General features: G+C 59.6%; 19 protein-coding genes. 13 read left to right on the forward strand and 6 right to left on the reverse strand.

Features of this window, described 5'->3' with window-relative positions; all coding sequences use genetic code 11:
- Positions 1 to 264 precede the first annotated feature (264 nt).
- The 7 genes from OWC48_RS42975 (at position 265) to OWC48_RS43005 (ending at position 7,531) form a co-directional block, all read left to right on the forward strand.
- On the forward strand, positions 265 to 1,128 hold the full coding sequence (locus OWC48_RS42975) for a branched-chain amino acid ABC transporter permease (protein ID WP_282525439.1): 864 nt from the start codon (positions 265 to 267) through the stop codon (positions 1,126 to 1,128).
- Complete coding sequence (locus OWC48_RS42980) at positions 1,125 to 2,345, forward strand: substrate-binding protein (protein ID WP_282525440.1); 1,221 nt, start codon at positions 1,125 to 1,127, stop codon at positions 2,343 to 2,345. The genes OWC48_RS42975 and OWC48_RS42980 overlap by 4 nt, the downstream gene beginning before the upstream one ends.
- A gap of 65 nt (positions 2,346 to 2,410) precedes the next feature.
- Complete coding sequence (locus OWC48_RS42985) at positions 2,411 to 3,421, forward strand: branched-chain amino acid ABC transporter permease (protein WP_282525458.1); 1,011 nt, start codon at positions 2,411 to 2,413, stop codon at positions 3,419 to 3,421.
- Positions 3,408 to 4,142: an ABC transporter ATP-binding protein gene (locus OWC48_RS42990; protein WP_282525441.1), complete on the forward strand. Its 735-nt coding sequence runs from the start codon at positions 3,408 to 3,410 to the stop codon at positions 4,140 to 4,142. Before OWC48_RS42985 ends, OWC48_RS42990 begins: the two co-directional genes overlap by 14 nt.
- Positions 4,135 to 4,830 (forward strand): ABC transporter ATP-binding protein, encoded by a 696-nt coding sequence (locus OWC48_RS42995; RefSeq protein WP_282525442.1) that lies wholly within the window; start codon positions 4,135 to 4,137, stop codon positions 4,828 to 4,830. Before OWC48_RS42990 ends, OWC48_RS42995 begins: the two co-directional genes overlap by 8 nt.
- A gap of 77 nt (positions 4,831 to 4,907) precedes the next feature.
- The gene (locus OWC48_RS43000; RefSeq protein WP_282525443.1) at positions 4,908 to 6,164 is read left to right on the forward strand and encodes an amidohydrolase family protein; all 1,257 of its coding nucleotides are present in this window, start codon (positions 4,908 to 4,910) and stop codon (positions 6,162 to 6,164) included.
- Between the two features lie 146 nt (positions 6,165 to 6,310).
- Positions 6,311 to 7,531, forward strand: coding sequence for a substrate-binding protein (locus OWC48_RS43005; protein ID WP_282525459.1), 1,221 nt, complete (start codon positions 6,311 to 6,313; stop codon positions 7,529 to 7,531).
- Positions 7,532 to 7,585: 54 nt separating this feature from the next.
- On the opposite strand, the gene OWC48_RS43010 is transcribed toward OWC48_RS43005, so the two are convergent.
- On the reverse strand, positions 7,586 to 8,368 hold the full coding sequence (locus tag OWC48_RS43010) for an enoyl-CoA hydratase-related protein (RefSeq protein ID WP_282525444.1): 783 nt from the start codon (positions 8,366 to 8,368) through the stop codon (positions 7,586 to 7,588).
- A 709-nt stretch (positions 8,369 to 9,077) separates the two neighbouring features.
- On the opposite strand from OWC48_RS43010, the gene OWC48_RS43015 reads away from it, so the two are divergent.
- Positions 9,078 to 10,403 (forward strand): MFS transporter, encoded by a 1,326-nt coding sequence (locus OWC48_RS43015; protein ID WP_282525445.1) that lies wholly within the window; start codon positions 9,078 to 9,080, stop codon positions 10,401 to 10,403.
- Positions 10,404 to 10,596: 193 nt separating this feature from the next.
- Positions 10,597 to 13,233 carry a CehA/McbA family metallohydrolase gene (locus OWC48_RS43020; protein WP_282525446.1) on the forward strand — a complete coding sequence of 879 codons (2,637 nt, stop codon included), beginning with the start codon at positions 10,597 to 10,599 and terminating at the stop codon, positions 13,231 to 13,233.
- A gap of 164 nt (positions 13,234 to 13,397) precedes the next feature.
- Here OWC48_RS43020 and OWC48_RS43025 read toward each other — a convergent pair whose 3' ends face one another.
- Positions 13,398 to 14,489, reverse strand: coding sequence for a LacI family DNA-binding transcriptional regulator (locus tag OWC48_RS43025; RefSeq protein ID WP_282525447.1), 1,092 nt, complete (start codon positions 14,487 to 14,489; stop codon positions 13,398 to 13,400).
- Positions 14,490 to 14,752: 263 nt separating this feature from the next.
- Here OWC48_RS43025 and OWC48_RS43030 point away from each other — a divergent pair, with 263 nt between their 5' ends.
- The 3 genes from OWC48_RS43030 to OWC48_RS43040 all read left to right on the forward strand — a co-directional run bounded on the left by OWC48_RS43030 (position 14,753) and on the right by OWC48_RS43040 (position 18,465).
- Positions 14,753 to 15,955, forward strand: a complete 1,203-nt coding sequence (locus OWC48_RS43030) for a CaiB/BaiF CoA-transferase family protein (RefSeq protein ID WP_282525448.1) — start codon at positions 14,753 to 14,755, stop codon at positions 15,953 to 15,955.
- Between the two features lie 252 nt (positions 15,956 to 16,207).
- A complete protein-coding gene (locus OWC48_RS43035; RefSeq protein ID WP_282525449.1) occupies positions 16,208 to 17,359 on the forward strand; it encodes a hypothetical protein in 1,152 nt (383 codons plus the stop codon).
- A gap of 176 nt (positions 17,360 to 17,535) precedes the next feature.
- On the forward strand, positions 17,536 to 18,465 hold the full coding sequence (locus OWC48_RS43040; protein ID WP_282525450.1) for a dihydrodipicolinate synthase family protein: 930 nt from the start codon (positions 17,536 to 17,538) through the stop codon (positions 18,463 to 18,465).
- A gap of 138 nt (positions 18,466 to 18,603) precedes the next feature.
- On the opposite strand, the gene OWC48_RS43045 is transcribed toward OWC48_RS43040, so the two are convergent.
- From OWC48_RS43045 to OWC48_RS43060, 4 genes are read right to left on the reverse strand one after another with little or no spacing between them, the layout of a single operon-like run.
- Positions 18,604 to 18,939 (reverse strand): hypothetical protein, encoded by a 336-nt coding sequence (locus OWC48_RS43045; protein ID WP_282525451.1) that lies wholly within the window; start codon positions 18,937 to 18,939, stop codon positions 18,604 to 18,606.
- A gap of 32 nt (positions 18,940 to 18,971) precedes the next feature.
- Complete coding sequence (locus tag OWC48_RS43050) at positions 18,972 to 19,874, reverse strand: NAD(P)-dependent oxidoreductase (protein WP_282525452.1); 903 nt, start codon at positions 19,872 to 19,874, stop codon at positions 18,972 to 18,974.
- Between the two features lie 3 nt (positions 19,875 to 19,877).
- The gene (locus OWC48_RS43055; RefSeq protein WP_282525453.1) at positions 19,878 to 20,558 is read right to left on the reverse strand and encodes an HAD family hydrolase; all 681 of its coding nucleotides are present in this window, start codon (positions 20,556 to 20,558) and stop codon (positions 19,878 to 19,880) included.
- Positions 20,555 to 22,135, reverse strand: a complete 1,581-nt coding sequence (locus OWC48_RS43060; RefSeq protein ID WP_282525454.1) for a hypothetical protein — start codon at positions 22,133 to 22,135, stop codon at positions 20,555 to 20,557. Before OWC48_RS43060 ends, OWC48_RS43055 begins: the two co-directional genes overlap by 4 nt.
- A gap of 1,562 nt (positions 22,136 to 23,697) precedes the next feature.
- Here OWC48_RS43060 and OWC48_RS43065 point away from each other — a divergent pair.
- The coding region (locus OWC48_RS43065; protein ID WP_282525455.1) for a DUF3422 family protein at positions 23,698 to 24,328 on the forward strand (631 nt) is incomplete at its 3' end.

Consider the following 24,328-nt stretch of genomic DNA (forward strand, 5'->3'; position numbering starts at 1 on the left):
TCGCTTGTCCGGCGAACATTACCCAACATTACTCAGATCTCCCTACGTTTCTCTAGGCAATCTCGCGCCGCATGTCGTGAATGAAGCGCCGACAGGCGGGCCGCCCAAGAAGCCCACCATCGCCTGCAACTCCCATTGCCGGGATGACCTTCCAGGAGCGCTCTCGTGACAGCAGCCCTTTGCATTCCAACGAGTAGCTCACGCCTTCAGGCGGTCGGCGTGAAGAGGATGTGCTCGCAAGCCCAAGGAATGTGACGCAGCGGCATGGATACGCTACTTATCGCCATGTTCGAAATCTTGAGCTTCGGCGCGATCGTTGTGCTGGTCGTGCTCGGTCTCGGGATCATTGCCAGCATGATGGGTATCTTCAACTTCGCCCAGGGCGAGTTCGTCCTGCTCGGCGCCTACGTCACTTATCTCGTGCACAGCGTCGGTTTGCCGGTCCCGCTCGGCATGCTTGCCGCGCCCGTCGTGGTCGGCGCGCTTGGTTTCGTGCTGGAAAAACTCGTGGTGCGACGGTTCTACGCCGCTCCAATCGTCGCCATGCTTGGCACCTATGCGCTCGGGCTGATCATTCGCGAAGCCGTGCGCGGCCTGACCGGCGGACTCTATCTCTCGGTGCCGGAGCCAATCAGTGGCTCTATCACGATCGGTAGTCTGCATTTCGCCACCTGGCGCGGCGTCATCGTCATCATCACTTTGCTGGTGATGGCCGCGAGCCATGCACTGCTCGCCTACACCTCGTTCGGCCTGCGAGTCCGCGCCTCGCTGGAGAACCCGTCGCTGGCGCGTGCCTCGGGCATCTCCACGGGCATGATCTACAGCCTCACCTTTGCGTTTGGTGCGGCGCTCGCGGGCCTCGCCGGCGCGCTGATCGTGCCGGTCTTTTCACTGTTCGCCGATCTCGGCATCCGCTTTCTTATCCAGGGTTTTGTTGCCGTGATGGTCGGCGGCGTCGGGTCCTTCGCGGGCCCGGTCGCTGGCGCCAGCGTCATCGGCACGTTCAGTGCCTGGCTGCCTTGGCTGATGTCACCGGTCATCGCCGACGTTCTGGTGTTCGTGCTCGCCATCATTTTTATCAAGTTCCGGCCGCAAGGCCTAGTTTCGGGAAGAGGGGTCAACCGATGATCAACGCCAGCCGTCAACTGAGCCGCCGCCGCTTTCTCGGCGAATTTGCCCTCGCTTCGGCTGCCATAGCGGCGGGCCCGGGCAGCTGGGTGATCCGCCCGGACTGGGCAAATGCTGCGGAAGGCCCGATCAGGCTCGGCATTGCTACCGATCTTACGGGGGCACTCGGCTTCGCCGGCAATACCGACGCCAATGTCGCTCGCATGCTGGTCAAGGAAATCAACGATTCCGGCGGCCTGTTGGGGCGCCCGATCGAACTCCTGATTGAGGATACTGCCTCAGACGAATCCGTCGCCGTGGGAAATGTGCGCAAGCTGATTCAGCGAGACAAGGTCGACTTGGTGCTCGGCGGTATCTCGAGCTCGATGCGCAATGCGATCAAGTACGTCATTATCTCTCGCGGCAAGACGCTCTATATCTATCCGGAAGGTTACGAAGGTAAAGAGTGCACGCCCTATCTGTTCTGCACGGGGCCGGTACCAGCTCAGAATTGCGACCAGTTCATTCCCTGGTTGATCAAAAATGGTGGCAAGCGCTTTGCGCTGCCTGGCTCCAATTATGTTTGGCCGCAAACAATCAACGCCTATGCGCGCAAGGTGATCGAGAGCAGCGGTGGCGAAGTCGTCTTTGAAGAATACTACCCGCTCGATCAGATCGACTTTTCCTCTACGGTTAGCCGCATCATATCCAACAAAGTAGACGTGGTTTTCAACGCCATTGTTCCCCCCGGCGTTAGCCCGTTCTTCAAACAGCTCTACCAAGCCGGCTTCTCCAAAAACGGCGGGCGGCTAGGCTGCGTCTATTACGACGAAAACTTCCTGGAAATGAACCAGGCCCACGAGATTGAAGGGCTTGCGAGCAGCCTCGACTACTACAAGGTGCTCGCGGCGGAGGATCCGGTGAGCGCCAGGATCCAATCGGCTTACGACAAACAGTTCCCTGCCAAGTTCCGATTCTCGGCAGGCAGCGCCGCTACTGGCACCTATCGAGGACTGAAGCTGTGGGAGGCTGCAGTGAAAGAGGCCGGTACAATTGACCGCGAGGCGGTAGCCGCCGCCCTCGACCACGCGAAAATTGCTGAAGGGCCGGGCGGGCCTGCCGAGATGGCGCCCGGCAAGCGCCACTGCAGGATGAAGATGTACATCGGAGTGGCGAAGGGCGGCCAGTACGAGATCGTCGCGCGTAGCGCCGGCCTGGTCGATCCGAAGGAGTGCTGATGTCATCGACCGGCACTGGCATACAGCCCCCGTCACGCGTCATTGAAGCTGCTCGTTCGCCTGTCATGGCATCTGCCTTCGCAGGGCGAACGAAGGTGCTTCCGATTCTCGAACTAGCATTGCTGATTGCCGCTTCGATCGCACCTCTCCTCCTGCGGGATTACATCACTGTCTATGCGACACGAGTGCTCATTCTGTGCCTCTTCGCGTTGTCGTTCGACCTGGTGTGGGGCTATGCGGGTATCTTGAGCTTGGGTCAGTCGTTGTTCTTCGGCATGGCTGGCTACGGTGTGGCGCTGCTTTCACGCGATTTCGGGGTTGGATCGATTTTTGCGGTTCTTCCGGCCGGAACCCTGATAGGCTTTGTGGCGGCATTGTTGCTGGCAGGCTTCCTGCTCCTCGGCCGTCACCCCTCGAGTGTGGTCTTCGTTTCGCTTGGTACTTTGACCGGAGCTTACGCAGCTGACCGGCTGGCGAGAGGTTCACATTATCTTGGCGGTCAGAACGGTATCCCTTCGATCCAACCGATGACAATCGGCTCGCACGAATTGAGCGAGGGACCAGGTTTCTACTACCTGGTGCTCGCCATTCTAGTTCTGATCTACCTTCTGTCGCGCTTTCTGTTGCGATCCCAGTTCGGTCTGGCGCTGGCGGGATTGCGAGAGAACGAACAGCGGATCGCCTTCTTCGGGTACAAAGTGCAACATTTGAAGGCGATCATATTCGCAATCAGCGGCGCGATTGCAGGTACTGCCGGTAGCCTTTATGCGTTTCACGAGGGGTTCGTCTGGACGAACATGCTGGGCGTGGTCATGTCGACCCAGGTCGTGCTCTACGTCTTGTTCGGCGGCTCCGGGACATTGATCGGTGCGGTCATCGGCACCGCGATTGTCGAGGGACTCAGCTTCTGGCTCTCCGACAACTATCGCGATATCTGGCCGATCATTCTCGGCGTTCTGCTGTTGCTCGTCATTCTGTTCCGGCCCCTCGGCTTGATCAGCCTCGTGCTGGGCGAGCGGGAACGTGTCGGTAGTTTCGGCCCGAGCCTCAAGGAGAAGCGCAATGCCGCTCCTTGAAGCCGCCGGCATCTCCAAGGTCTTTGGCAAGCTCACCGCGCTGGACGGAGCGGCGCTCACGGTCGGCGAGAGAGAGTTTCATGGCCTGATCGGGCCGAACGGCTCGGGCAAGAGCACGCTGATGAAGTGTCTCGCAGGTGCGCTCGTGCCGACCCGAGGCAAGGTGACGTTCATCAATACTGACGTCACCTCGTTTACGCCGCCAGAGCGTGCGCGAGCCGGCATGAGCCTGAAATTCCAGATCACCGCCGTGCTACCGACCCTCACGCTTTACGACAACATCCTGCTCGCGCTGCAGGCCCGGTCCTCACTGCTGGACCTGGCGTTCTCGCGCACTCGAGGACGACTGCACGAGGAGGTCATGACGATGCTCCTCCAGTTCCGGCTCGCCGATCGCGCCTTTGATGCTGCGGCGACCCTGTCTCACGGGCAGCAGCAATGGTTGGAGATCGCTATGGCGCTCGCATGCCGACCGCGCCTGCTGCTGTTGGACGAGCCCACCGGCGGCATGAGCCTGGAGGAGCGCCGCGTCACCGGCGAATTGCTGCAGCCGATCAAACAGCATTGCTCGCTCGTCATCGTGGAGCACGACCTGGATTTCATCCGCGACATCTGCGACCGCCTGACCGTGCTCGATCAAGGCAAGGTGCTGGCGTCAGGAACGGTTGCCGAGATCCAGGCCAACAGAAGCGTCCAGGAGATTTATCTGCGCCGTGCCTGAATTCCTCGATATCAAGCATCTCGATGCCGGCTATGGACGCAGTCAGGTCTTGTTCGGCGTCAATATGACCATCCCGCCGCGTGGCGGGGTGGCCGTCCTCGGCCGCAACGGCGCCGGAAAGAGCACGCTCATGAAAGCGATTGTCGGCGAACTGCCGGCATGGAAGGGCGGCCTGCAGTTCAACGGCCAAGACATCGATCGCCGGCGGACCGAAGTGCGGATACGGGCCGGTATTGGATATGTGCCGCAAGAGCATTCTGTGTTCGCGCGCCTCTCCGTGCGTGACAATCTCGCCGTCGGATCGCTTTTGCACCCCGATGGATCGGCAGTGGACCGGGTGATGAGGATGTTTCCGAAACTCGGCCAGCGCCTCGATCAGCCGGCCGGAACGCTCTCCGGTGGCGAGCGCAAGATGCTCGCTATCGGGCGCGCTATCCTCGGAAACCCTAAACTCCTCCTGTTGGATGAGCCGACCGAGGGTGTCTGGATCGGCGTCATCGAGGAGATCACCGAGCGCTTGGTCGAGCTAGCCAGAGAGATCGCCATCATCATCGTCGAGCAACATCTCGACCTCGCAATGCGTGTAGCGGAGCACGCCTATGTGCTCGATCGCGGCCGTGTCGCGCTTTCGGGCCCGGCGCAGCAGCTGCGCAACGACCCGCGGCTATTGATGTATCTAGCGCCGTAGAGGCGTTCGCCGGCGGCCATCTCCTGGTCGAAGGTGGCGCATTCGAGTTCCTTGCGATGGCTGAGCAGAGAGGGTCGATGTCCGAAACCATCAGCGATTTTATGAATGCGTGCCAAGTCGTCGATGTCCATGAACATCACATGCCCGAGGTCGCACATAGCCGGGACGTAAATCTGTTGAAACTGTTCCAACAGAGCTATGCGGCTTGGACGAGCCACGTGCTGCCATCCGAGCCCAAGGCAACGAGCAATATGATATCTGCCCCTGCCGAGCCGACCACCTGGGAGGCCCTTGCTCCGTTCCTCGGGAGGAGCGGATCGAACGCATTCGTCCGGAACCTCGTCCGCGGAGTCGCCGAGCTTTACGGCGTCGCCGACACTGGAATCACTCGCGACAACTGGGAGGCGGTAGACGCTTCAGTGCGCTTGCGCCACAAGGAGGCGACATGGCCAAGTGAAGTGATTGGGCGGGCCGCCATCGGAAGGATCGTAACGGACCCTTTTCTTGATCCGTTGATGGATCCGCGGCCGGTCCTTGGGCAAAGTTACGATGCGGTCCTGCGGATTAACGCATTCGCCCTCGGCTGGCACCCCGAATCTCGCGATCATAATGGAAATTGCGGGCATACGTTGCTGCGGCGCCTCGGCCTCGAGGTGAAAACCTTCGATGATTATTGCGACGCAATTCGCGAGCTCGTAGCCGGCTGCGCCCGGCGCAATCACATTGCGCTCAAGAACGCACTCGCCTATGACCGGGACCTAAGCTTTGACGAACCGAACGAGGAACTGGCTCGGCAGGCCTGGGGACGAATTTCGCCATCACCGGCAGCGCGCAAGGCGTTCTGCGACTTTGTCGTCGACTTGTTTTGTCAACTCGCAGGCGAGGCCGGCCTGCCAGTCCAAACTCACCTTGGAACGGCAATCATAAGCGGCTCCCACCCGCTACGTATGACCGGGTTGATTGAGCGTCATCCTCGGACCCGCTTTCTGCTGATGCATTTGGCCTATCCCTGGAGCCGGGACTTGTTGGGCATGGCCTTTGTGTATCGAAATGTTTGGCTTGATTTGTGCTGGTCTTTTCTGTTGAGCCCGTCACATTTCAAGCTCGCCCTGCACGAAGCCATTGAAGTTTTGCCAGATGAATCGCGAATGATGATTGGAGGAGATTGTCTTCACGTTGAGGAGACGTTTGCCGCGATACAGGGCGCGCGTCGGCTCATCGGCGAGGTTCTGAATGAAAAAGTCGCGAACGGTTACTTTCGGTCGCGAGACGCAGAGCGCTTGGCGATCAGAATCCTTGGCGAGAACGCGAAGGAGTTTTTCAGACTGTCCTGAATGCTGCTTCGTTACGCGATTTTACCCAAACGCTCGCGGAAGAGGCTGCTTGAAACTCAAAATGACGGATAGCTTTCAGGCTGCCGCGCCCCGGAAAGCGCAGGGCACGTGGATTTAAGGCCATGAGCCAAGGGGACGTCAGTTCCATGTTGAATGATCACCGACAACTCCGCCGCCGCCGCTTTCTCTGCAATTTCGCCTTTGCGTCTGCGGCCATTGCGGCCGGCCCGGGCAGCTGGGTGATCCGTCCTGACTGGGCCAACGCCGCCGAAGGCCCGATCAGGATAGGCATTGCCACCGACCTTACGGGGGCACTCGGCTTTGCCGGGAATACCGACGCCAATGTCGCTCGCATGGTGGTCAACGAGATCAACGAGACTGGTGGTTTGCTGGGGCGCCCCATCGAGCTCCTGATCGAGGACACCGCGTCCAACGAGTCCGTTGCCGTTGGCAATGTCCGCAAGTTGATTCAGCGAGACAAGGTCGACCTGGTGCTCGGTGGCATTGCGAGCTCGATGCGCAACGCCATCAAGGACATCATCATCTCTCGTGGCAAGACGCTCTACATCTATCCGCAGGCCTACGAAGGCAGGGAGTGCACGCCCTATCTGTTCTGCACCGGCCCGGTACCGGCGCAGAATTGCGACCGGTTCATCCCCTGGTTGATCAAGAACGGTGGCAGGCGCTTCGCGCTGCCTGGCTCCAACTACGTCTGGCCACAAACAATCAACGCCTATGCGCGCAAGGTGATCGAGAGCAGCGGCGGGGAGGTGGTATTCGAGGAGTACTACCCCCTCGACCAGATCGATTTTTCATCGACCGTGAGCCGCATCACGTCCAACAAAGTAGACGTGGTATTCAACAGCGTCATCCCCCCGGGCGTCGGCTCCTTCTTCAAACAGCTTTATGAAGCAGGCTTTTCCAGGAATGGGGGACAGCTGGGCTGCGTCTACTATGACGAGAACACGCTCGAAATGAATCAGGCTCACGAGATCGAAGGTCTCGCCAGCAGCCTGGACTATTACAGGGCGTTCGCGGTGGAAGATCCGGTGAGCGCCAAAATTCAGTCGACCTACGAAAAGCAGTTTCCTGGCAAGTTCCGGTTCTCAGCAGGCAGCGCCGCGACCGGCACTTATCGAGGATTGAAGCTGTGGGAAGCCGCAGTAAAGGAAGCCGGTACAATTGACCGCGACGCGGTCGCCGCCGCGCTCGACCACGCGAAGCTTGTGGAAGGGCCTGGCGGGCCGGCGGAGATGGTGCCGGGCAAGCGCCATTGCAGGATGAACATGTACGTTGGTGTGGCAAGGGCCGGCCAATACGAGATTGTCGCCCGTAGCGCCGGCCTGGTCGAGCCGAAGGAGTGTTGAATGCCCCATGTTACGCGGGCCAGCTTCGCTGGCGCCGCGAGCAGATCGCGGTAGCTAGTTCCCGCGATAGTTCGGCGGCCTCTTCTCGAAGAAGGCGTTCATGCCTTCCTGCTGGTCAGCTGTGCTGAAGGCAAACCGGATCGCTTGGCGTTCAAACTCGAGCCCTGCGTCCAGCGTGGTCTGGAAGGCGGCGAGAACGGCGGCTTTGGCAAGTTCAGCCGAACGGGGAGGCTTTTGCGCAATCAGATCGGCTAGTTCGAGCGCACGAATCTGCGCCCTGCCGCTTTCGACAACTTCCGCCACAAGGCCGGCCTGCATCGCAATCCGCGCCGAGATGGATTGGCCGCTCAGGATCATCAGCATGGCCAGCGATTTGCCAGCCACGCGTGTCAGCCTTTGCGTTGCGCCGTCACCCGGCAATATCCCGATGTTAATCTCAGGCTGCCCAAATACCGCCCCTTCGCCTGCTATCACGATATCCGCGAGCAGTGCCAATTCGTGGCCGCCGCCGAAGCAAATGCCCTCGACTGCAGCAATGAGAGGCTTGGGGAAATTGGCGATATCCCTCCAGGCAGAACGTCGCGCGGAATTGTCGATTGCCTCAAAGCCGCGCTCTCGCATCTCCTTGATGTCGGCTCCGGCAGAGAAGAACGCATCGCTGCCACAAAGCACGACACAGCGGACATCTTCGTCGATTGCGGCATCGCGCAAGGTGGCGCCTAGATCCACGATCATGTCGTTGCTCAAGGCGTTTCGTTTCGATTTCCTGTTCAGGGTCAAAAGGCGCACGTGGGGCGCGACAGATGTCGACAGGATGAGATCGGACGTCTTGGTCATGGAGCAGTTCTCCTGAAGGAATATGAGGGCCAGCCCTTAAACTGAAATCGATTTCTTGGCAACGAGGCCTCTTTAAGCCTGTTTTTGGCAGAATCAGCCTCCGCGGCGCCGCTGTCCCTTGCTCAACGCTGGCCTGACGGTGACCCATGAGCCGCGCCTCACCCTTGAAAAACGGCTTGACTCCATAGTTCCGAATTCCTATTAGTGTTGAAATCGATTTCAGAGATCGACGTCAAAATGCCCGATAATGCGGGAAACCGGAAGCGTGCGGCCGGCGAGAGTGGGGCGCATCTGAAGGATCTCATTGACGCTGCGACGGTCTTGTGACGCCGCGCTGTCCAACAAGAACATCAGCTTCTTCAGAAGCGCGCTTAGAGCAACAGGAGGAGGCTAGCCATGGGAATGGCACGGAATCTCGCGCGCGCTTTATGCGAGCCGCCGCGCAAGTCGGAGGCAACGATGGAGGCGTCCTGCGCCATTAGGGTCGTGCAATGGCCGCTCGTGAGGCTGGGCTCGCAAATACGTGAAGCCAGGCGGGCTTTCCGCGGGCATCCCGGGCACCTTTTGCGCCTGCGCTTCCGCGGTCCGGCCTGCTCGATGCCGCCGCTCTCGTCGACTCTGCCGCGGCGGGCGCAATTGACCTGACGAGCGGCTGCTCGTTCTCGCGCGACCCGCAATTATTAACGTCATCAATAGAGCCCGAGGACCCATGAACATCATTGCTCAGCCCAGCGCTGTACCCATCCAGCTTGACAAGCAAACTGCCAACAAGCGGATGACCGCAGGCCTTGGAGGAGGGGTGGCGCTGGAGTGGTACGACTGGAATGTCTACGGCGTAATGGCAGCGTTTCTCTCGCCGCACTTCTTCCCTTCCGATGATCCCACCAGCTCGCTGCTGGCAGGGCTGGCCGTGTACGGGGCGGGGTTTTGCGCTCGGCCGCTGGGCGCGGTTTTGCTGGGGCCGGTCGCAGATCGCATCAGCCACAAGCGCGTGATGCTGATCTCAGTCACGGCCATGGCGGTTTGCTCGCTTTTGATATCCTTGTTGCCCACCTACAAGGACCTCGGCGTCACGGCGGCCATAGCGCTGCTGATCATGCGGCTGATTCAGGGGTTTGCCACAGGCGCGGAGGCTGGTGTCGCCAACGCCATTGCAATTGAATTGGCGCCCCCTGGAAAGGAGGGACGCTACCTCGGTCTGATTGGTGGCACATTCATCCAGTTGGGAAACCTTGGATCCAGCTTGGTTGCCTTCCTGGTGAGCGCCTCGGTCGCACCTGAAGCCATGCGCGAGTGGGCCTGGCGCATACCCTTTGCGGTCGGTGGCGTGCTGGGCCTTTTGATCATCTATCTGCGCACGACGGTGCCGGAAACCTTGATCAATCGAGCCATGCATCGGCAAGATGAGTCTTCGCGCATTCAGGAAACGACTGGCGGTGTGTGGCAAACGCTATGGAGCGTCCGCCTTTCGCTGCTCGCCGTCATCCTGGTGATCGGGTCGGTGCAGATCGCCAACTATGCCTGGAATACCGGTCTGCCCAACATGGCCAACACGGTCTTCAAGGAGAACAGCACGTATGTGTACGGGATCATGACGCTGATGGTCCTGATCTGGATGTCAACGGCGCCTCTTATCGGCGCTTTCGCGGACAAGGTGCGACCCTCGCGCGCGTTCACGCTGCTGCGCCTGTTGCTCATCCCATGCTTCTTCCTGACACTGCTCTATTCGGAAAAAGGCATCGTCACGTTCTTCTTTGTCACGGTGTTCGGCGGCGCGATCGTGGGCTTCAACATGGCCCTCTATAACTTCATCGCCACCACGCTGATGCCGCGCGCCGTGCGGACCACCGGAGTGGCTCTCGGCTATGCGCTCGGCGTCTCTCTGTTTGGCGGGACGTCACCCTATCTGCTGGTCTGGTTGCAACGCGAGCACATCGCCTGGATGTTTCCCGTCTACGGATCGTTGATCGCGCTCCTGAGCGTGCTGGTCTACCAGATCGCCAAGAAGCGCGGCTGCCTCTACATCGGTGAATGAACACGCTCTGCCCCTGCGCTTTGCCGTGCCCGCGACGGACGCAAAGCATCCACGTCAGGTGCAAAACATAAGGGCTCGTGCGTATCTCTTCATGCTGGGTATCAGCATGGGGTCGGCGCAAGCGACCTTGCGCGAGCAGTCATTCACAAGACTGCTTGCGCGGCACTGAGTTGCTGAAACTGGAGTCCGAAGCATGAAAGCACCTTCATCGCCGCACTTCACGCCTGTCGACTTGAAGCAATGTTTCAACGCCAGGCGCGCAAATGCCGGTGAAGGGTTCGCCGCCCGCCCAGGTGACACCGGCTGGATCGATTCGCTTCGCGGGCTCCAGACCCATCGCGGCATGCCCTTTCTCTTCGGCAGCAAAACAGGGCCGGATGTGCTGGAGCTGCGCCCCGGGGCCCCTCCTGCCGTAATTGCGTTGCCGCCGACAATGGCGAGCTATGTGCTGTTCGTGCAAGTGGCGGCAGACCGCCCCAGTACAAGCCCCGAGGGTTTCGGAGAGATCGGCCCGGCTACGCTGCCTGTTGAAGGTAATCCACTCGGCGACCGGGTGGCGACATACGGGCTCCGCTACGCCGACGGTAGCGAGACCCACGTGCCGGTGCTGCGCCGCTTCGCGATCCAGCAGAACCACATCTCCTGGAGTGCGAGTGCGTTCGCCGCCCTGCCGCTACGCGCGCCGATCGTGCATGCAAGCACGGGCGAGGACTTTGTACTCGGCAGAGCGCCGGGGGCAAGCTTCTTCCAGGGCGAGGCCCGCACCCAATCGGGACGTATGGATCGACAAGGTGAGAACCTGTGGCTTTACGCGCTCCCGAATCCTTATCCGGACAAGGAGCTTTCGGCACTAAGCTTGTGCGCGGAACAGGAAAGCTCGCTTGTCTTTGCGGTGACCACGACAGCGCTCACCCAGCACCCGCTGCGCCTCCAGGGCCGTCGCAAGCTGAAGGTGAGGCTGCCGCCCGGGGTCCATCTGAACAAGCTTGGCGAGCTCGATGTCGACGATCGAGGCGAGCAGATTGGCATGGACCTCGGCACGGTCATCTCGGCCCGCGCAGTGCTCGAGTACTCCAGAGCGGATTGGCTAGGCGCCAAAGTTGACGTGCAGCCCGTGCGCTCCGGGAACGAAGTCATCGTGGAGTACTCCGCGCATCCGGACGCAAGGCTCTATCTGCGCTCCGACGATGGCCGCTTGCACATGTTCGATCTTCGATCGTTGGAAGGTTGCGGTAACGCAGGCGGCGCCTCGCTCAATGTGGCGACAGTCGAACCGGCCACAAGGCCGGTCAAGATCCGCATCATGGAGAAGGGCAGTGGCATGCGTGTTGCCGCGCGGCTGCATGTCCATGGTGCGCACGGGGAGTATCTGCCACCCAAGGGACATCACCGCAAGGTCAATACCGGCAGGTTTGAGGACTTCTCGGGCGAGTTTGCCAATGGACTGAACCAGTACGCCTACGTGGACGGCAGTTGCGAGGCGGACCTGCCGCTCGGGCCCGTGTTCGTAGAGATCAGCAGGGGTTTCGAGGTGCGCCCGCTGCGCACCATCGTGGAAATCACTGCAACGACGGACAATCTCACCTTTGAGCTCGATCGTGTGCTGCGCTGGCGCGAACAGGGATGGGTTAGCTCTGATACGCACGTCCATTTCCTGAGCCCGCAGACAGCGCTGCTTGAGGGCAAGGCGGAGGGTGTCAACGTCGTCAACTTGCTCGCCGCACAGTGGGGCGAGTTATTCACCAACGTCGCCGATTTCGACGGACGCACGACGATCGGAGCAAAGGATTTCGGCGGGGACGGAGAATTCCTGGTTCGGGTCGGCACGGAGAACCGGATGCAGGTTCTGGGGCACATATCGCTGCTCGGCTACGAAGGTGAGATGATCAATCCGCTCTCTTGCGGCGGGTCCAACGAAGCTGCGATCGGCCATGTTCTGGAAGCGACCATGGCCGACTGGGCGGAGCGCTGCCGTCAGCAACGGGGGCTGGTCGTAATGCCGCATGCGCCGAACCCGCAGGCGGAGCGTGCGGCCGACATTGTGCTCGGCCTTGTCGACGCCATCGAAATGATGTCGTTCAACCCGCGGACCGCGCAGATCAGCGCATTTGGTCTCGCCGACTGGTATCGCTACCTCAACATCGGGTACCATCTACCGCTGGTAGCCGGCTCCGACAAGATGGACGCGGCCGCACTCCTCGGGGGCTCGCGGACCTATGTGCGGCTGGGCGAACGCGACTTCACGTATCGCAACTGGATGGATGCCGTGCGCAGCGGGGACACGTTCATCACGGTCGGGCCTCTGGTTGAGATGACCGTTGAAGGACGTCGCCCCGGAGGCACCGTGGCCCTTCCCCGTTCAGGCGGCACCCTCACGATCGACTGGCGGATCGAATCGGTCAGCGTTCCGCCGACGCGGGTGGAGCTCATACGTAACGGCACGGTCCTCGACGAGGTTCGATGCGAGGGCTTGTCGTGCAAGGGGCAGCTCTCCCTGCCCATCAGCGAGTCATGTTGGATCGCACTGCGCGTTCGGGGCAGTGTCGCCGGACGCGAGGCCGACATTGCGGCGCACACCAGTGCGGTATATGTCAAAATAGGCGGGATGCCCGTCTTTGCCACCTCGGATGCAGTGTCGGTCCTTGCACAAATCGAGGGATCGATCGCCTATATGGACACGCTCGCTCCCAAGTCCGACGAAGCGCGACACTCGCGGCTGCGAGCTGCCCTGGAGCTTGCGCATCATCGCCTGCATCATAGACTGCACGAACTGGGCGCCAGTCACCACCACGCGCCCGTTCACTCCGTTCACGTTGAACGCGAGCATTGAGAAGCCTCTTGTGCCATTGCCGGTCGCGCAAGTGGCGCGCCATATGCTCAGCCAACTCTACTTACGGACGATTAGTGAAATGGGGCGAGCAGCTTGCGTCACCGGGTCCTGGGACGCGAAAGCCAGGCTACGGTTCTGAAATAGCTATCAGGACCTTGGCCCGATCAATGATCTCGACTGCGCCCGCGACGGGCGGGACGGACGCTGGACCGCGGCGGGGCGCTCGATGACCGCATGACAAGCCGGTACGGCAACACGACACTTCTCGGGACAGGACTTCCGGCAATGGCATTGATGAGATAATCGGCGGCTCCCCGGCCGATTTCTGCCGCCGGAACACTGACTGTTGTGAGCGGCGGGTCCATTTGCGCTGCCAATTCCACATCGTCAAATCCTGTGATGGAAAGCGTGGCCGGTACGGCCAGCCCCATCTTGCGAGCCTCGGCCATTGCACCGATGGCAAGCGTGTCGGTGGTGCAGATTACTGCTGTCGTGTCCGGGTGATCGGTGAGGAGTTGACGAAGGGCACTACGGCCCTGGGCTAGCGAATAATCGGCCTTGACGATCTGGGTTGGCTTGAGCGGGAGACCGGCGTCCGAGAGCGCGCGCTGAATTCCCTCGAGCCGGGCGCGGGATCTGTCGTTTGACGCAGCAACAACGTTGGCAATCGCGCCGAATCGGACGTGTCCAAGCCTTAGCAGATACTCCGTCATCTCGCGGGTGGCGCTTTCGTTGTCGATTCCGATCGCGGGGATGCCGCCGCCGGCCTTGGCAACATAGGTGGTGATGACGGGTACGCCTGCCTGTTCGATCAGGCTCCTCAGCTCCCGTCCGTGGGAAGCTCCGACCAGCACGATTCCATCGATGCCACGTTCAATGAGACTTTGCAGTTCCTGAAATTCACGTCGCTGGTCATATTGCGAATTCGCAATGAACAGCGTGTAGCCGCTTTCGCTGAGGCGGTTCTGGAGCGCTTCCACGCCTTCTGCAAAGATACCGAGTGCCAGCGTCGGAACGATGACGCCAACGGTGCGCATGCGTCCCGATTTCAATGCTCTGGCTGCGCTATCGCGCGTATAGGCCAGGTCATTGATATGCCGCATGACCCTGTCGCGAAGCTCCGGCCGTACGATATCGGGGTGATTGAGAACCCGCGACACCGTCGCCGGCGACACATTCGCCTTCCGGGCAACGTCCTCGATCTTCACGCGCGGCTGCTGGCGGCCTTTTGGCACGATTACAGGTTTCTTGTCCATTTGCGTTGGTCAACCAGGAGAAGGAGAGCGTCTCCCCTCCAAACGGTTAAACCATCACGAGCGCCACCTTCTCAAGGCCTGTATGCGGGCCATCCGCGCTATTTCTAGCCCTCTCATGCGCAGATGGAGCGGGGTGAAGCGAATCTCATTCGAAAGTTGGTTGATTCGCTTGACTCCGGTTCTTGCACAGCCTAATCCTGAAATCGATTTCAGAAATCGAGAGCCAAGCAGCTCGATTTCAGGTAAAACCGAAAGCAAGATGTATGGTCGATCTCTTGAAGGGCATTCGTGTCCTCAGCCTCAATCACTTTCTGATGGGTCCGGTCGGCGTGCAGTTTCTTGCCGACCTCGGTGCGGACGTGATCGCCGTGGAACCGCCCGGAGGGGCCTTTCAGAGGAAATGGGGCGGGGCTGACAAGCGGGTTGACGGCCAATCGATGTTGCTTCTGACGGGAAACCGCAACAAGCGCAGCCTCACGCTCGATCTGAAAAAACCCGAAGCTGTGGTCATCGCCCGGCAACTGATCGCGAAATCGGATGTGATCGCAGAGAACTTCCGCCCGGGTGTGCTCGACAAGCTTGGTCTCGGCTACGAGGATGCAAAGAAGATCAATCCGCAGATCATCTATGCCGCTGCCTCCGGCTACGGTCCTGACGGGCCCTACGTCGATCGCCCAGGCCAGGATCTCTTGATCCAGGCGCTATCAGGACTTGCGATGATCACCGGAAGTCGCGAGCAGGGGCCGCGGGCTGTCGGCGTTTCCGCCATCGATCATCACGGCGCCGCCTTGTTTGCGGCGGGGATCCTGGCCGCCCTCGTGAGGAAAGCGCGGACGGGGCAGGGCTGCCGCGTCGATGTTAGCCTGCTGTCGGCTGCGCTCGACCTGCAGATGGAATCTTTTACCTGCTACCTGAATGGCCAAAGGCCTGACGACGTCCGTCAGCCGGGCCCGGTGGCCGGCTGGTACTACGGCGCTCCTTACGGCATCTATGCGACACGCGATGGACACATTGCGATCTCTTTGGGATCGCTCGATGCGCTCTCAGACGCGCTTGGCCTTCCGGCTGAGCAGCGAATTCCTGACGAGGATGCCTATCGTCGGCGGGACGAGGCCTCAGCCATGATTGCGGCCAGCGTCGCCAAACGCACAACCAACGAATGCATCGTCTTGTTCGAATCGCGTCGAATTTGGCACGCTGCGGTGAACGATTATGCCGACGTCGTCGCGGATCCGCAGATCGCGCACAACAAAAATTTTCAGGTCGTGACCGGCGCGACCGGCGCTCCCATTACCCTTGTCAGCCATCCCGTGCGCTACGACGGCGAGCAGCCGGGCGTGCGTTTGCCGCCGCAAAAGCTCGGCGCGCAAACGGAGGAGATTCTGAAAGAGCTAGGCTATGACGCCAGGAAATTGAAGGATCTTTATGATACGGGCGCCATCGGCGCGGCGGACTCACATCACTAAACGAATAAAGAGACTTCTCGGAATTAGCGCGCTTGCGTCAGGAGGGGCATGGTGATGGGCATAAACTTGCGCGCGGCGTTCGTCCCTGCGGTGCTGCTGACGAGGTTTGCTCCTCGGCAGCGATGCAACCAAGCACGCTTGGAAGTCGCGTGAACGCTCACCATTCGCGCCAGCCCAGGATCTCTTGGTAAAGAACTTTAAGTTATCGCCAGGCCAGGGCCGCGCGGCGAGTTTTATGTTGGACCAGAAGCCATGTCGGAAAGCCAATATCTGCCCGCGCGCGAGCGCATGCTGAAGCGCATTGCCGAGACTCGGGACACGGCACGCTCGGGCTTGCCGCACTGGGCGAGTGCCGCCGACGGAAAATGGACGTTTACGCCCGATGGTGATTGGACCGGCGGGGCATTTGTCGGTGAGCTTTGGCTCGCGCATCTCGCTGATCCCAGCCAGTTCCCAATCGAAGACGCGCGTGCTGCGCTAAGCCGAATGTTGCCGCGTGCCGAGCGGCTTACGGCCTTCAAGGGCTTCGGCTTCTATCATGCTGGCGCCCTGGCCAGCATCCTGTTCAAGGAAGAAAACGCGCGCGCGGTGGCTCTGACAGCAGCAAGGTCGCTTCGTGATATGTTCGATCCACATCTCGGACTGATACCGTTGGGCAGAGATGCCGAGGAGGCGAGCGCAGTCGGAGCCGCCGAGAGCAGCATCGACTCGCTCCAGGCGACGGGCCTGCTCTATTGGGCCGCGGACGAGCTTTCCGATGCCCGGATGGAGGAGGTTGCCAATGCACATATGCGGCGTGTTCTGGACATCCATGTGCGGCGGGACAACTCAGTTATCCAGTCGTCCACCCTCGATCCCCACACCGGCAAGGTGCTCAGAACGCACACGCACAAGGGATATAGCGATATCAGCACCTGGGGCCGGGCGCAGGGATGGGCGATGCTCTACACCGCTCACGCCGCCATGGTCCGCCCGGACGAACCGCTATGGCGCGACTACGCCGTCCGCCTTCTTGACTGGTGGATCGACCATGTCCCTGCGGATCTCATTGCCTTCTGGGATTTCGACGATCCGGCGATCCCCAACACCAGCAGGGATACTGCGGCCACCGCTATCGCTGCTGCCGCGGCGCTGCGCCTCGCATCCGCACTTGGTCCTGAGGGGGGCGCCAAATATAGATTATTTGCCGAGCACACAGTTACTGAGCTGAGCTCGAAATACCTGACACCGACTGCTCCCGATGACCCGCGCCCGCCTGGAATGCTCACCGGCGGCTGCTTCACCCGAAAGGCGATCGTGCGCGATATCGATGCGGCCCAGAACGTCGAGCTGATCTTCGGAAGCTACTTCCTGTTTGAATGTCTTGCCATCCTGACCGATCTGGTGCCGCCTGGCTGGATCTAATGAGGAGGCGCGAAAGGCTTCCAACGCGAGCAAAGCCTCAAACCAATCTTGTTTGTGACGCCACGCCAGTCAATCTGTCCAAAAAGTTCGACGGCATCGGCTCCGCTCCTTGGATGTTTGCGATGGGCTGATCGAGTTCGACAGCAATTGACTGCCTCCTGTCTGGAATCCTCCACATGAGAAATGCGAAAACTCCCATCTATCGCGGCTTGTTCCCGGTGGCTCCGACGCCGTTTACGGACTCTGGAGATCTCGATCTCGAAGGGCAGCGGCGCGTTCTCGATTGCATGATTGACCAAGGTGTGGACGGGATCTGCATTCTGGCCAACTATTCCGAGCAGTTCCTGCTGTCTGATCAGGAACGCGACATTCTGGTCGAGCTCTGTCTTTCGCATGTCGCGGGCCGCAAGCCAGTCATGGTGACCTGCAGCCATTTCAGCACGCAGATTGCGGTGCAACGCGCCCGCTATGCGGCCGAACGTGGCGCAAGCCTCCTCATGCTGATGCCGCCCTATCATGGTGCAAGCCTCAAGGTGGATGAAGGCGCCATGATCGGGCATTTCGGCCGGGTCGCGAACGCAGCCGGCATTCCAATCATGGTCCAGGACGCGCCGCTCTCCGGCGTTACATTGACCGTCCCGTTTCTCGTCCGGCTCGCTTGCGAGGTGCCGCTCGCCAGATATTTCAAGATCGAGGTGCCGTTTGCGGCTGCCAAGCTGCGCAGTCTGATCAAGCTCGGAGGTGAGGTCATCATTGGTCCTTTTGACGGGGAGGAAGCGATCACCATGATGGCAGACCTCGACGCCGGTGCGAGCGGAACAATGTCAAGCGCGCTGTTGCCCGACCTGCTCGGCCCCGTGCTCGATCATCACAGAGCGGGCTGCAGGCAGGAAGCCGCTCTTGCGTATGCAAGGGTGCTGCCGCTCATCAATTTCGAAAACCGCCAATGTGGCCTGCGCGCCGCCAAGAGCGTGATGGCTGAAGGTGGCGTGATCAAATGCGAAGCCGTGCGGCATCCGCTCGAGCAGATCCATCCCGTGACGAGAGCTGGATTGATCGAGCTTGCGCGTGAGCTCAACCCGCTGGCTCTTCGCTGGGGACATTGAGGTGCGGGTATGATGCGCCGGGAACAAGTGACGCCAACAGTATTAGGATGTTCATCGCCGGCGACTGGACAGAAGGGGGTTCAGATTCCTCGGACAAGATCCTCAACACCGCGACCGGACAGCCAATCGGCGAAACCCTTATGCGTTCCGCGACGATCTCGATCGTGCGATCATGGCCGCTAAGGAGGGCTTTGAGATTAGCCGAAAGGTTTCGGCTTTGGTCTGATCCAGGACGATGTGCAAGGCCGCCGATCTCATGCGGTCGCGCGCAGCCGGCGTCGCATCGATCATGACGCCCGAAAGGGTAAGCCGCTCACCGAGCCGAGTGGTGAATCGCTCCTTGCCCCCGATATCATCGACTGGCACGTCGAGAAAGGGCGGCGTGCTAATGGGCGGATCGTCCCGGCGCGCTTTGGCAATATTGCCCAGCTCGTAACCAAGGCTCCGGTCGGGCCGGTCGCGGTATTTACGCAAAATGATGGTCCGCTTGGATTCACACCAAGCGTTTATGATCGGGCCAAATGTGGTAGGGTCAGTTCACCTTTGCCTGCGACAACCGAGACGTTGAATTCCTCCGCGGCAGCATCCAGGACCGGCACGCACACCGCACTCTCGCGCGCTAGGCGCACAGCACACTCGATATCCTTTGCAGCATTCGCAATCGAAATTGCCAGTGCATCTGGTCTCTCTCCCAACAAAAAGGCCGCGAAGGCTTGAAATATTCCACTGTTAGTAGAACCCCGACTGACCAAAGAGCGCAGCGTTACAAGATCAATCTGAAGACTATCTGCCAATTGGCAAACCTCAGCGGCAACCGCAGCGATGCCCATAGTCATGCTGTTGTAAACAAGCTTGAGCTTGTGGCCTTGTCCGACATCTCCAGCATGCATCACGGTCTCGCAAAACGCCGCAAGAATGCGTTCGGCGACGGGAAAGAGTGTTGCATCCGATCCAACCATCGCATTGAGAAGGCCGAGCTCTGCTTGCTCGGGGCTCCGTGTCACTGGAGCATCAATAAAGCTTAGACCTCGCCTTTCCGCCTTTTCAGCCAATGCAATGGTCGAGGCAGGATACGAGGTCGTGCAATCAATTATCAAACCTCCTCGGCACATGTGAGCAAAGAGCCCATCGTGATCGAGGCACACCGTCTCAACTTCGCGGCTGGACGGTAAGGACAACACCACCACACTTACATGCTGCGCCAACTCAGCGATCGACCTATGCTCTCGGGCCCCTGCACTTGTCAGGCGATCAGCACCGAGCCGGTTCTTGTTGACTTTGATGTGGAGCTCGCTTTGCTGGCGCAGAAGGCTGATGCCTATACCCGTTCCCATGCGTCCCGCTCCGATAAGCCCTATGCTCTGCTTGATCGTTTTGGGGGCAGCGTTCACTGATGATCCCTTGCGCATAATTTAGCATCCCGAAAAGAAGCCATGCCTTTGCAGGATGGGCAACAGCTCGTGGTGGTTGTTGATCGTGTAATCTGGACGCGCTGCTTGCAGGCGGGAGGTCGAAACAAATCCTCCGGTAATAGATATGCTTGTCAGTCCGAGATCACGTGCAATATCGGTCTCGACGGGCATGTCGCCGATGATGAAGGTGGATGACGGCTTCAGGTTGTGGCTGTGCATATAAAGCCGAAGTCGCTCTCCTTTGCTCATCGATTTGTACTGCGTGGCGCGGCTTTCAAACGCGAGCACATCGGTGATGTAGTCATCCACTCCAAGTCTCCTCAGCTGGGACTGGAGAGGCGCGACTATGTGGTTGCTGAGGATGATGAGTAGAGCGGATTCTCGTCGCGCCAACCCGAGAACTCTGCGCGCCCCCTCACGTAAATCGGCTTTATCCGCAAGAGGCTCGTATGTGTCGTGGAACAGTGCGCCCTCGTCACGCTCCGCAGCCTCGACCTCCTGCTGCGACATTCCAAGACTATGATAGAGACGAGAGAGGGGAACATCACAATGCTCTCGAAAGGTGTTTATATCGATGCTCGGACGACCAAAGCGGTCCAAAATGACATTGGTCGTTTCGAGAAGCGCATAGGTGTCATCGAGCAGTGTTCCGTTCCAGTCGAATACGAGAGCGGGTTTCATGATCTTGACCTCAAACGGGTATTGACAGGAAGAGCGGCCAGCAACGCTTCCAAGTGTCTACCCGCGCGCTGCCGCCCAGCAGGGGTCGGCATGTCGAACGTGAAGGGTGACAGATCGATGCGCTCTAGCCTGCTCGCCAGTACGGATACAAGGGCGCGGAAGGGCAGATAGGTTATTGTTGCTGCTTGGATCGCGTTCGCAATGTTGCTCTCAATAATTCTGAGCGCTGGCGGGTCCATCCTGTGGAAGCGAAGGCACTGGCCGCGCAGTTCGGACGGCAGCCGCTTCAATGCCTGCCAGAACGCGAGCTCATCTAGCGTATCGATACCCATGCCGTAGTAGTTTGGAGCAACTATAGGAGGAGAACCAATCGCCCAATGTACGGCTTTGGCTCCAGCGGCAAGGAGCATCTTTGTGACGGCTTGGCTGGTATCGCCTCGAATGAGGGCCTCGTCGACAACTATTACGGTCCGTCCAGCGACAGTAGGTTCCGACACTCGATACTTCCGCGCAATGCGAGATTGCCGGGCGCTGGTTCTGCCGAGGAGCGTTCGCTCAAGAAATTGGGTTGCCAATACGTCACTACGCTCGGCAAGCACACCCTGTTCGGCGAGGGAGTCAAACAGACCATCGGCGTACGGCCCCCCAGTATTTGGCATGGAGGACACAATTGGCGGCATCAAGAGTGGCTCTGCTTGAACTCGCTCCGCAACAATTCTCCCCAAAGAGAGCCCGATGTTGTAACGGGTTTGGCGATGTGAATGGCCCTCGACTGACGTGTTTGGACTTCCCAAATAGAGAGCTTCGTAGGCGCAGAGCTTGGCCTTATGTCCTCGGCAGTTCAGGGCATGGTCAACGCTGGTGCCCGTCTTAGCATCCACGCGCTGTATGCTCCCAGGCAAGAGCTGGCTGGTCTCACCTTCCAAGCCTGCGAAGGCACAAGTTTCAGAAGCAAAGAGCAACAATCCATTACTTGCTCGCATAGTCTCCAATGGTCGCAGACCGCTTCGATTGCGGTATGCAACAAGATCTCCGTCCCTATCTAGCAAAAGTGCACTAATGGCACCATCGATGCGATCATCAAGCTCGCGAAAGATAGCTTCGTAGTCTACGGGCAGGCCGTGACGCCAATATTCTCGTTCGCAAGAGTGTTCAATCCACCTCAGCAAGAGCTCGGCGTCTGTGTTCGTGTCTATCAGCTGGCCACGAGCGAGTAATTCGCTCCTGAGTTCACGGGCGTTCACCAAGGCGCCATCCAGAGAAATTGCAAAATGGCGGCTAGGAATTGACTGCACATCGCCGTCACCCCCAGTTCCACAGGATCCGCTACGGATCTGCGCGATTGCAACATGAGGCCGAAAGCGCGGCTCCTGTTCGATGCAGTCAATGCGCACTGAATTATCGCTCGATTGAAACGCCCTTCCGTATCGGATCCCACGCTCTTGCATGAAAGCAGAGACTACGACACCTGCTTGCCCACGGAGTGCAAGTGTCGGAATCATTTTCTTCAGCTGATCAACAACGCGCGGCGATGGTTCGCTTGAAGCGCAGAGAAACGCACCGGCGACACCGGACATATAGTCACCCACTTGTTAAGGAGCCGATCTGGCGGGGCGCCTCGCATGGCTAATCTGCCTATGAAGGCGGAACTTCGCTTCATCCTTAAGCAAGCGTCGTACCAGTGCTCTGAGTATACTGGCTGGCATTTCTGGAGCGAGGAGAATTGGAAGACGAGCCAATCTAGCCACTCAGTGCGTCTTGTGCGTCGTTCAGGTCCTCACACGGTGTTCAAGATGCTACGACTGTGTGCGAAAAGCGCCACGGCAAGCCACCAAAGCGGCTCTTTACGGGCTCTAAGCAGGCCAGGTAGCGGCGACCTGGTATTTTCGTATTTTGCGAGCAAGAGTCGGCAGATGATGCAGAGCGAGTGCATTGCGGCGGTTGCCGATACCGACCAGCCGGGTCTGGACAGACGAAGTGCGCCCGTCCGTGTGCGGGACAGAGTAACGAATGGACTTAAGCCAGCCCTGCGTTCTTTGGCCAACTCACATTTGATGCCGCTGTGCGCACGCTGTTCCGAACACGGCATGAACGGAATAGGGTCTGCCTCCCTGCGACAACCGGTCGAGCCGCAACGCTTGTGCTGCTCTGAGTGACGCTTCCAAGGCGAGGAGAGCGCTCCAGCTGCGTGATCCAGTCAACCTCACGCGACGTGACGTTATCAGCCCACCGCCGAGCCTTGCCCCGGGGGTCCGGGCGCGGTCACTCTATGGCTCTGTATCGACAAATCCAACCAGAGCGTGGCCGCTCAAACAATGGCAGCGGTCGGGCGAGCGATCACCTTGCCGAAAACAGACCCTTCCCTGGGGCCTGTGCCACGTGCGCATTCTGTCAGAATACAAGCGTGCTCATGTCTGAAGCCCGCCTCCGACTGTCTTCGAAAGCCACATTGCGCAAAAAAGACGCGAGAGTGCCCCTTCTATAGTGCTGGCCCAAATCCTGCACCGGCTCCGGCGCCAGGAAGTTTGGCGACGGCAACAAGATGGGAGTCGAGTTTGGGCCTCGATCCGTCAATCGACAATGCGCTTGCCGCACCGGAGGTCGTTTGTCTGTACCACGCTGGGAGAACGGAAGAGTTCCTGCTCGCCACGGCCCCGCGCGCCATCGGTCATGCCACCGGATAACTGCTTTCAGAAGAGGGCCGGCGTATCCTCACTTGCACGCGGCACCCCTTCGGTGGCGGGCGATGTCGGTGGGATTCCGAGACAAACAACCATGTCCACGTAAATCTAGGCATTCGTCGGACGGAGCCGCGCGCCACCGCCAAGGTCGCGGAACGGCTTGCTGGCGCACCGCTAAACCTATTGAGCCACAATGCCGGCATGTCGCCATAGACACCGGACCATACGTTGATGGCGTCATTCGAAAGCTGGATGAGGCTGCTCCGTCTCAATCACCCTGGCCTGACCCTCCCCCCGCAAGACCTCTTTCCCGAATCCAAGGCGGCCTCGGTATTGATCGTCGACATGACCTGATCAGCAACCCAGCCGCGCGCAACCGTTTCCCAGCACCGCCATTGCCTCCCGCGTCAAGGCTGACGGTTGCCTGCTCACCCTGAAGTGGCGTCAGTACATGATCGATGAACTGGATCTGCGAACCTTCACGCCACATCGCGCAACGCGACGCTGTGCTCGGCGAAGTGCACGCGCGTCCCTTCACGCGCCTTGTTTCGCCCTTCAGCGTGATCCACTTCGCTTTTCTTGCACAGGGCGAGGCGGCCACAAGCGATCGCTGCCGTTTTATCGATTTTTGCCTCGAGCGCAATCTTACGCCGCCTGAGCAATCGGCGAAACTTCATCAGATTGTCATCGGACCCGCTACGCTACGCTGGGAGCAGCATTCGGAATTTACAACGTTCACCTGGATCTGGACTAACGCAAATTGTTCTGCCGCAGACCATTTTGACAAAGTTGATGGCACCGTCCGATCGCTGATCCGCGCGTTACGTCAGACCGGACAGTTGCTGGTCGCGATCAGGCTAGAAGTGGAGCGGGACGCCTCGCCGACCAGGCGGGCCGAACAGATTTTTGACAAGAATAGCCTGGCCATGGTTGCCACAAAGAGCGGCGCAGCCGTTGCCGCTTCAGACTTCCGCGTAGACGAAAAAGGCTTCACGAAAATCCTCGTCTGCGACCTCGGGTTGACGTCGCACGATCTCGGAGCGCTGGTGCAGCGGCTCCTGGAAATCGAGACCTACCGTCCATTGGCGC

The sequence above is a fragment of the Bradyrhizobium sp. Arg816 genome (genome assembly GCF_029989365.1).
GTDB lineage: Bacteria > Pseudomonadota > Alphaproteobacteria > Rhizobiales > Xanthobacteraceae > Bradyrhizobium.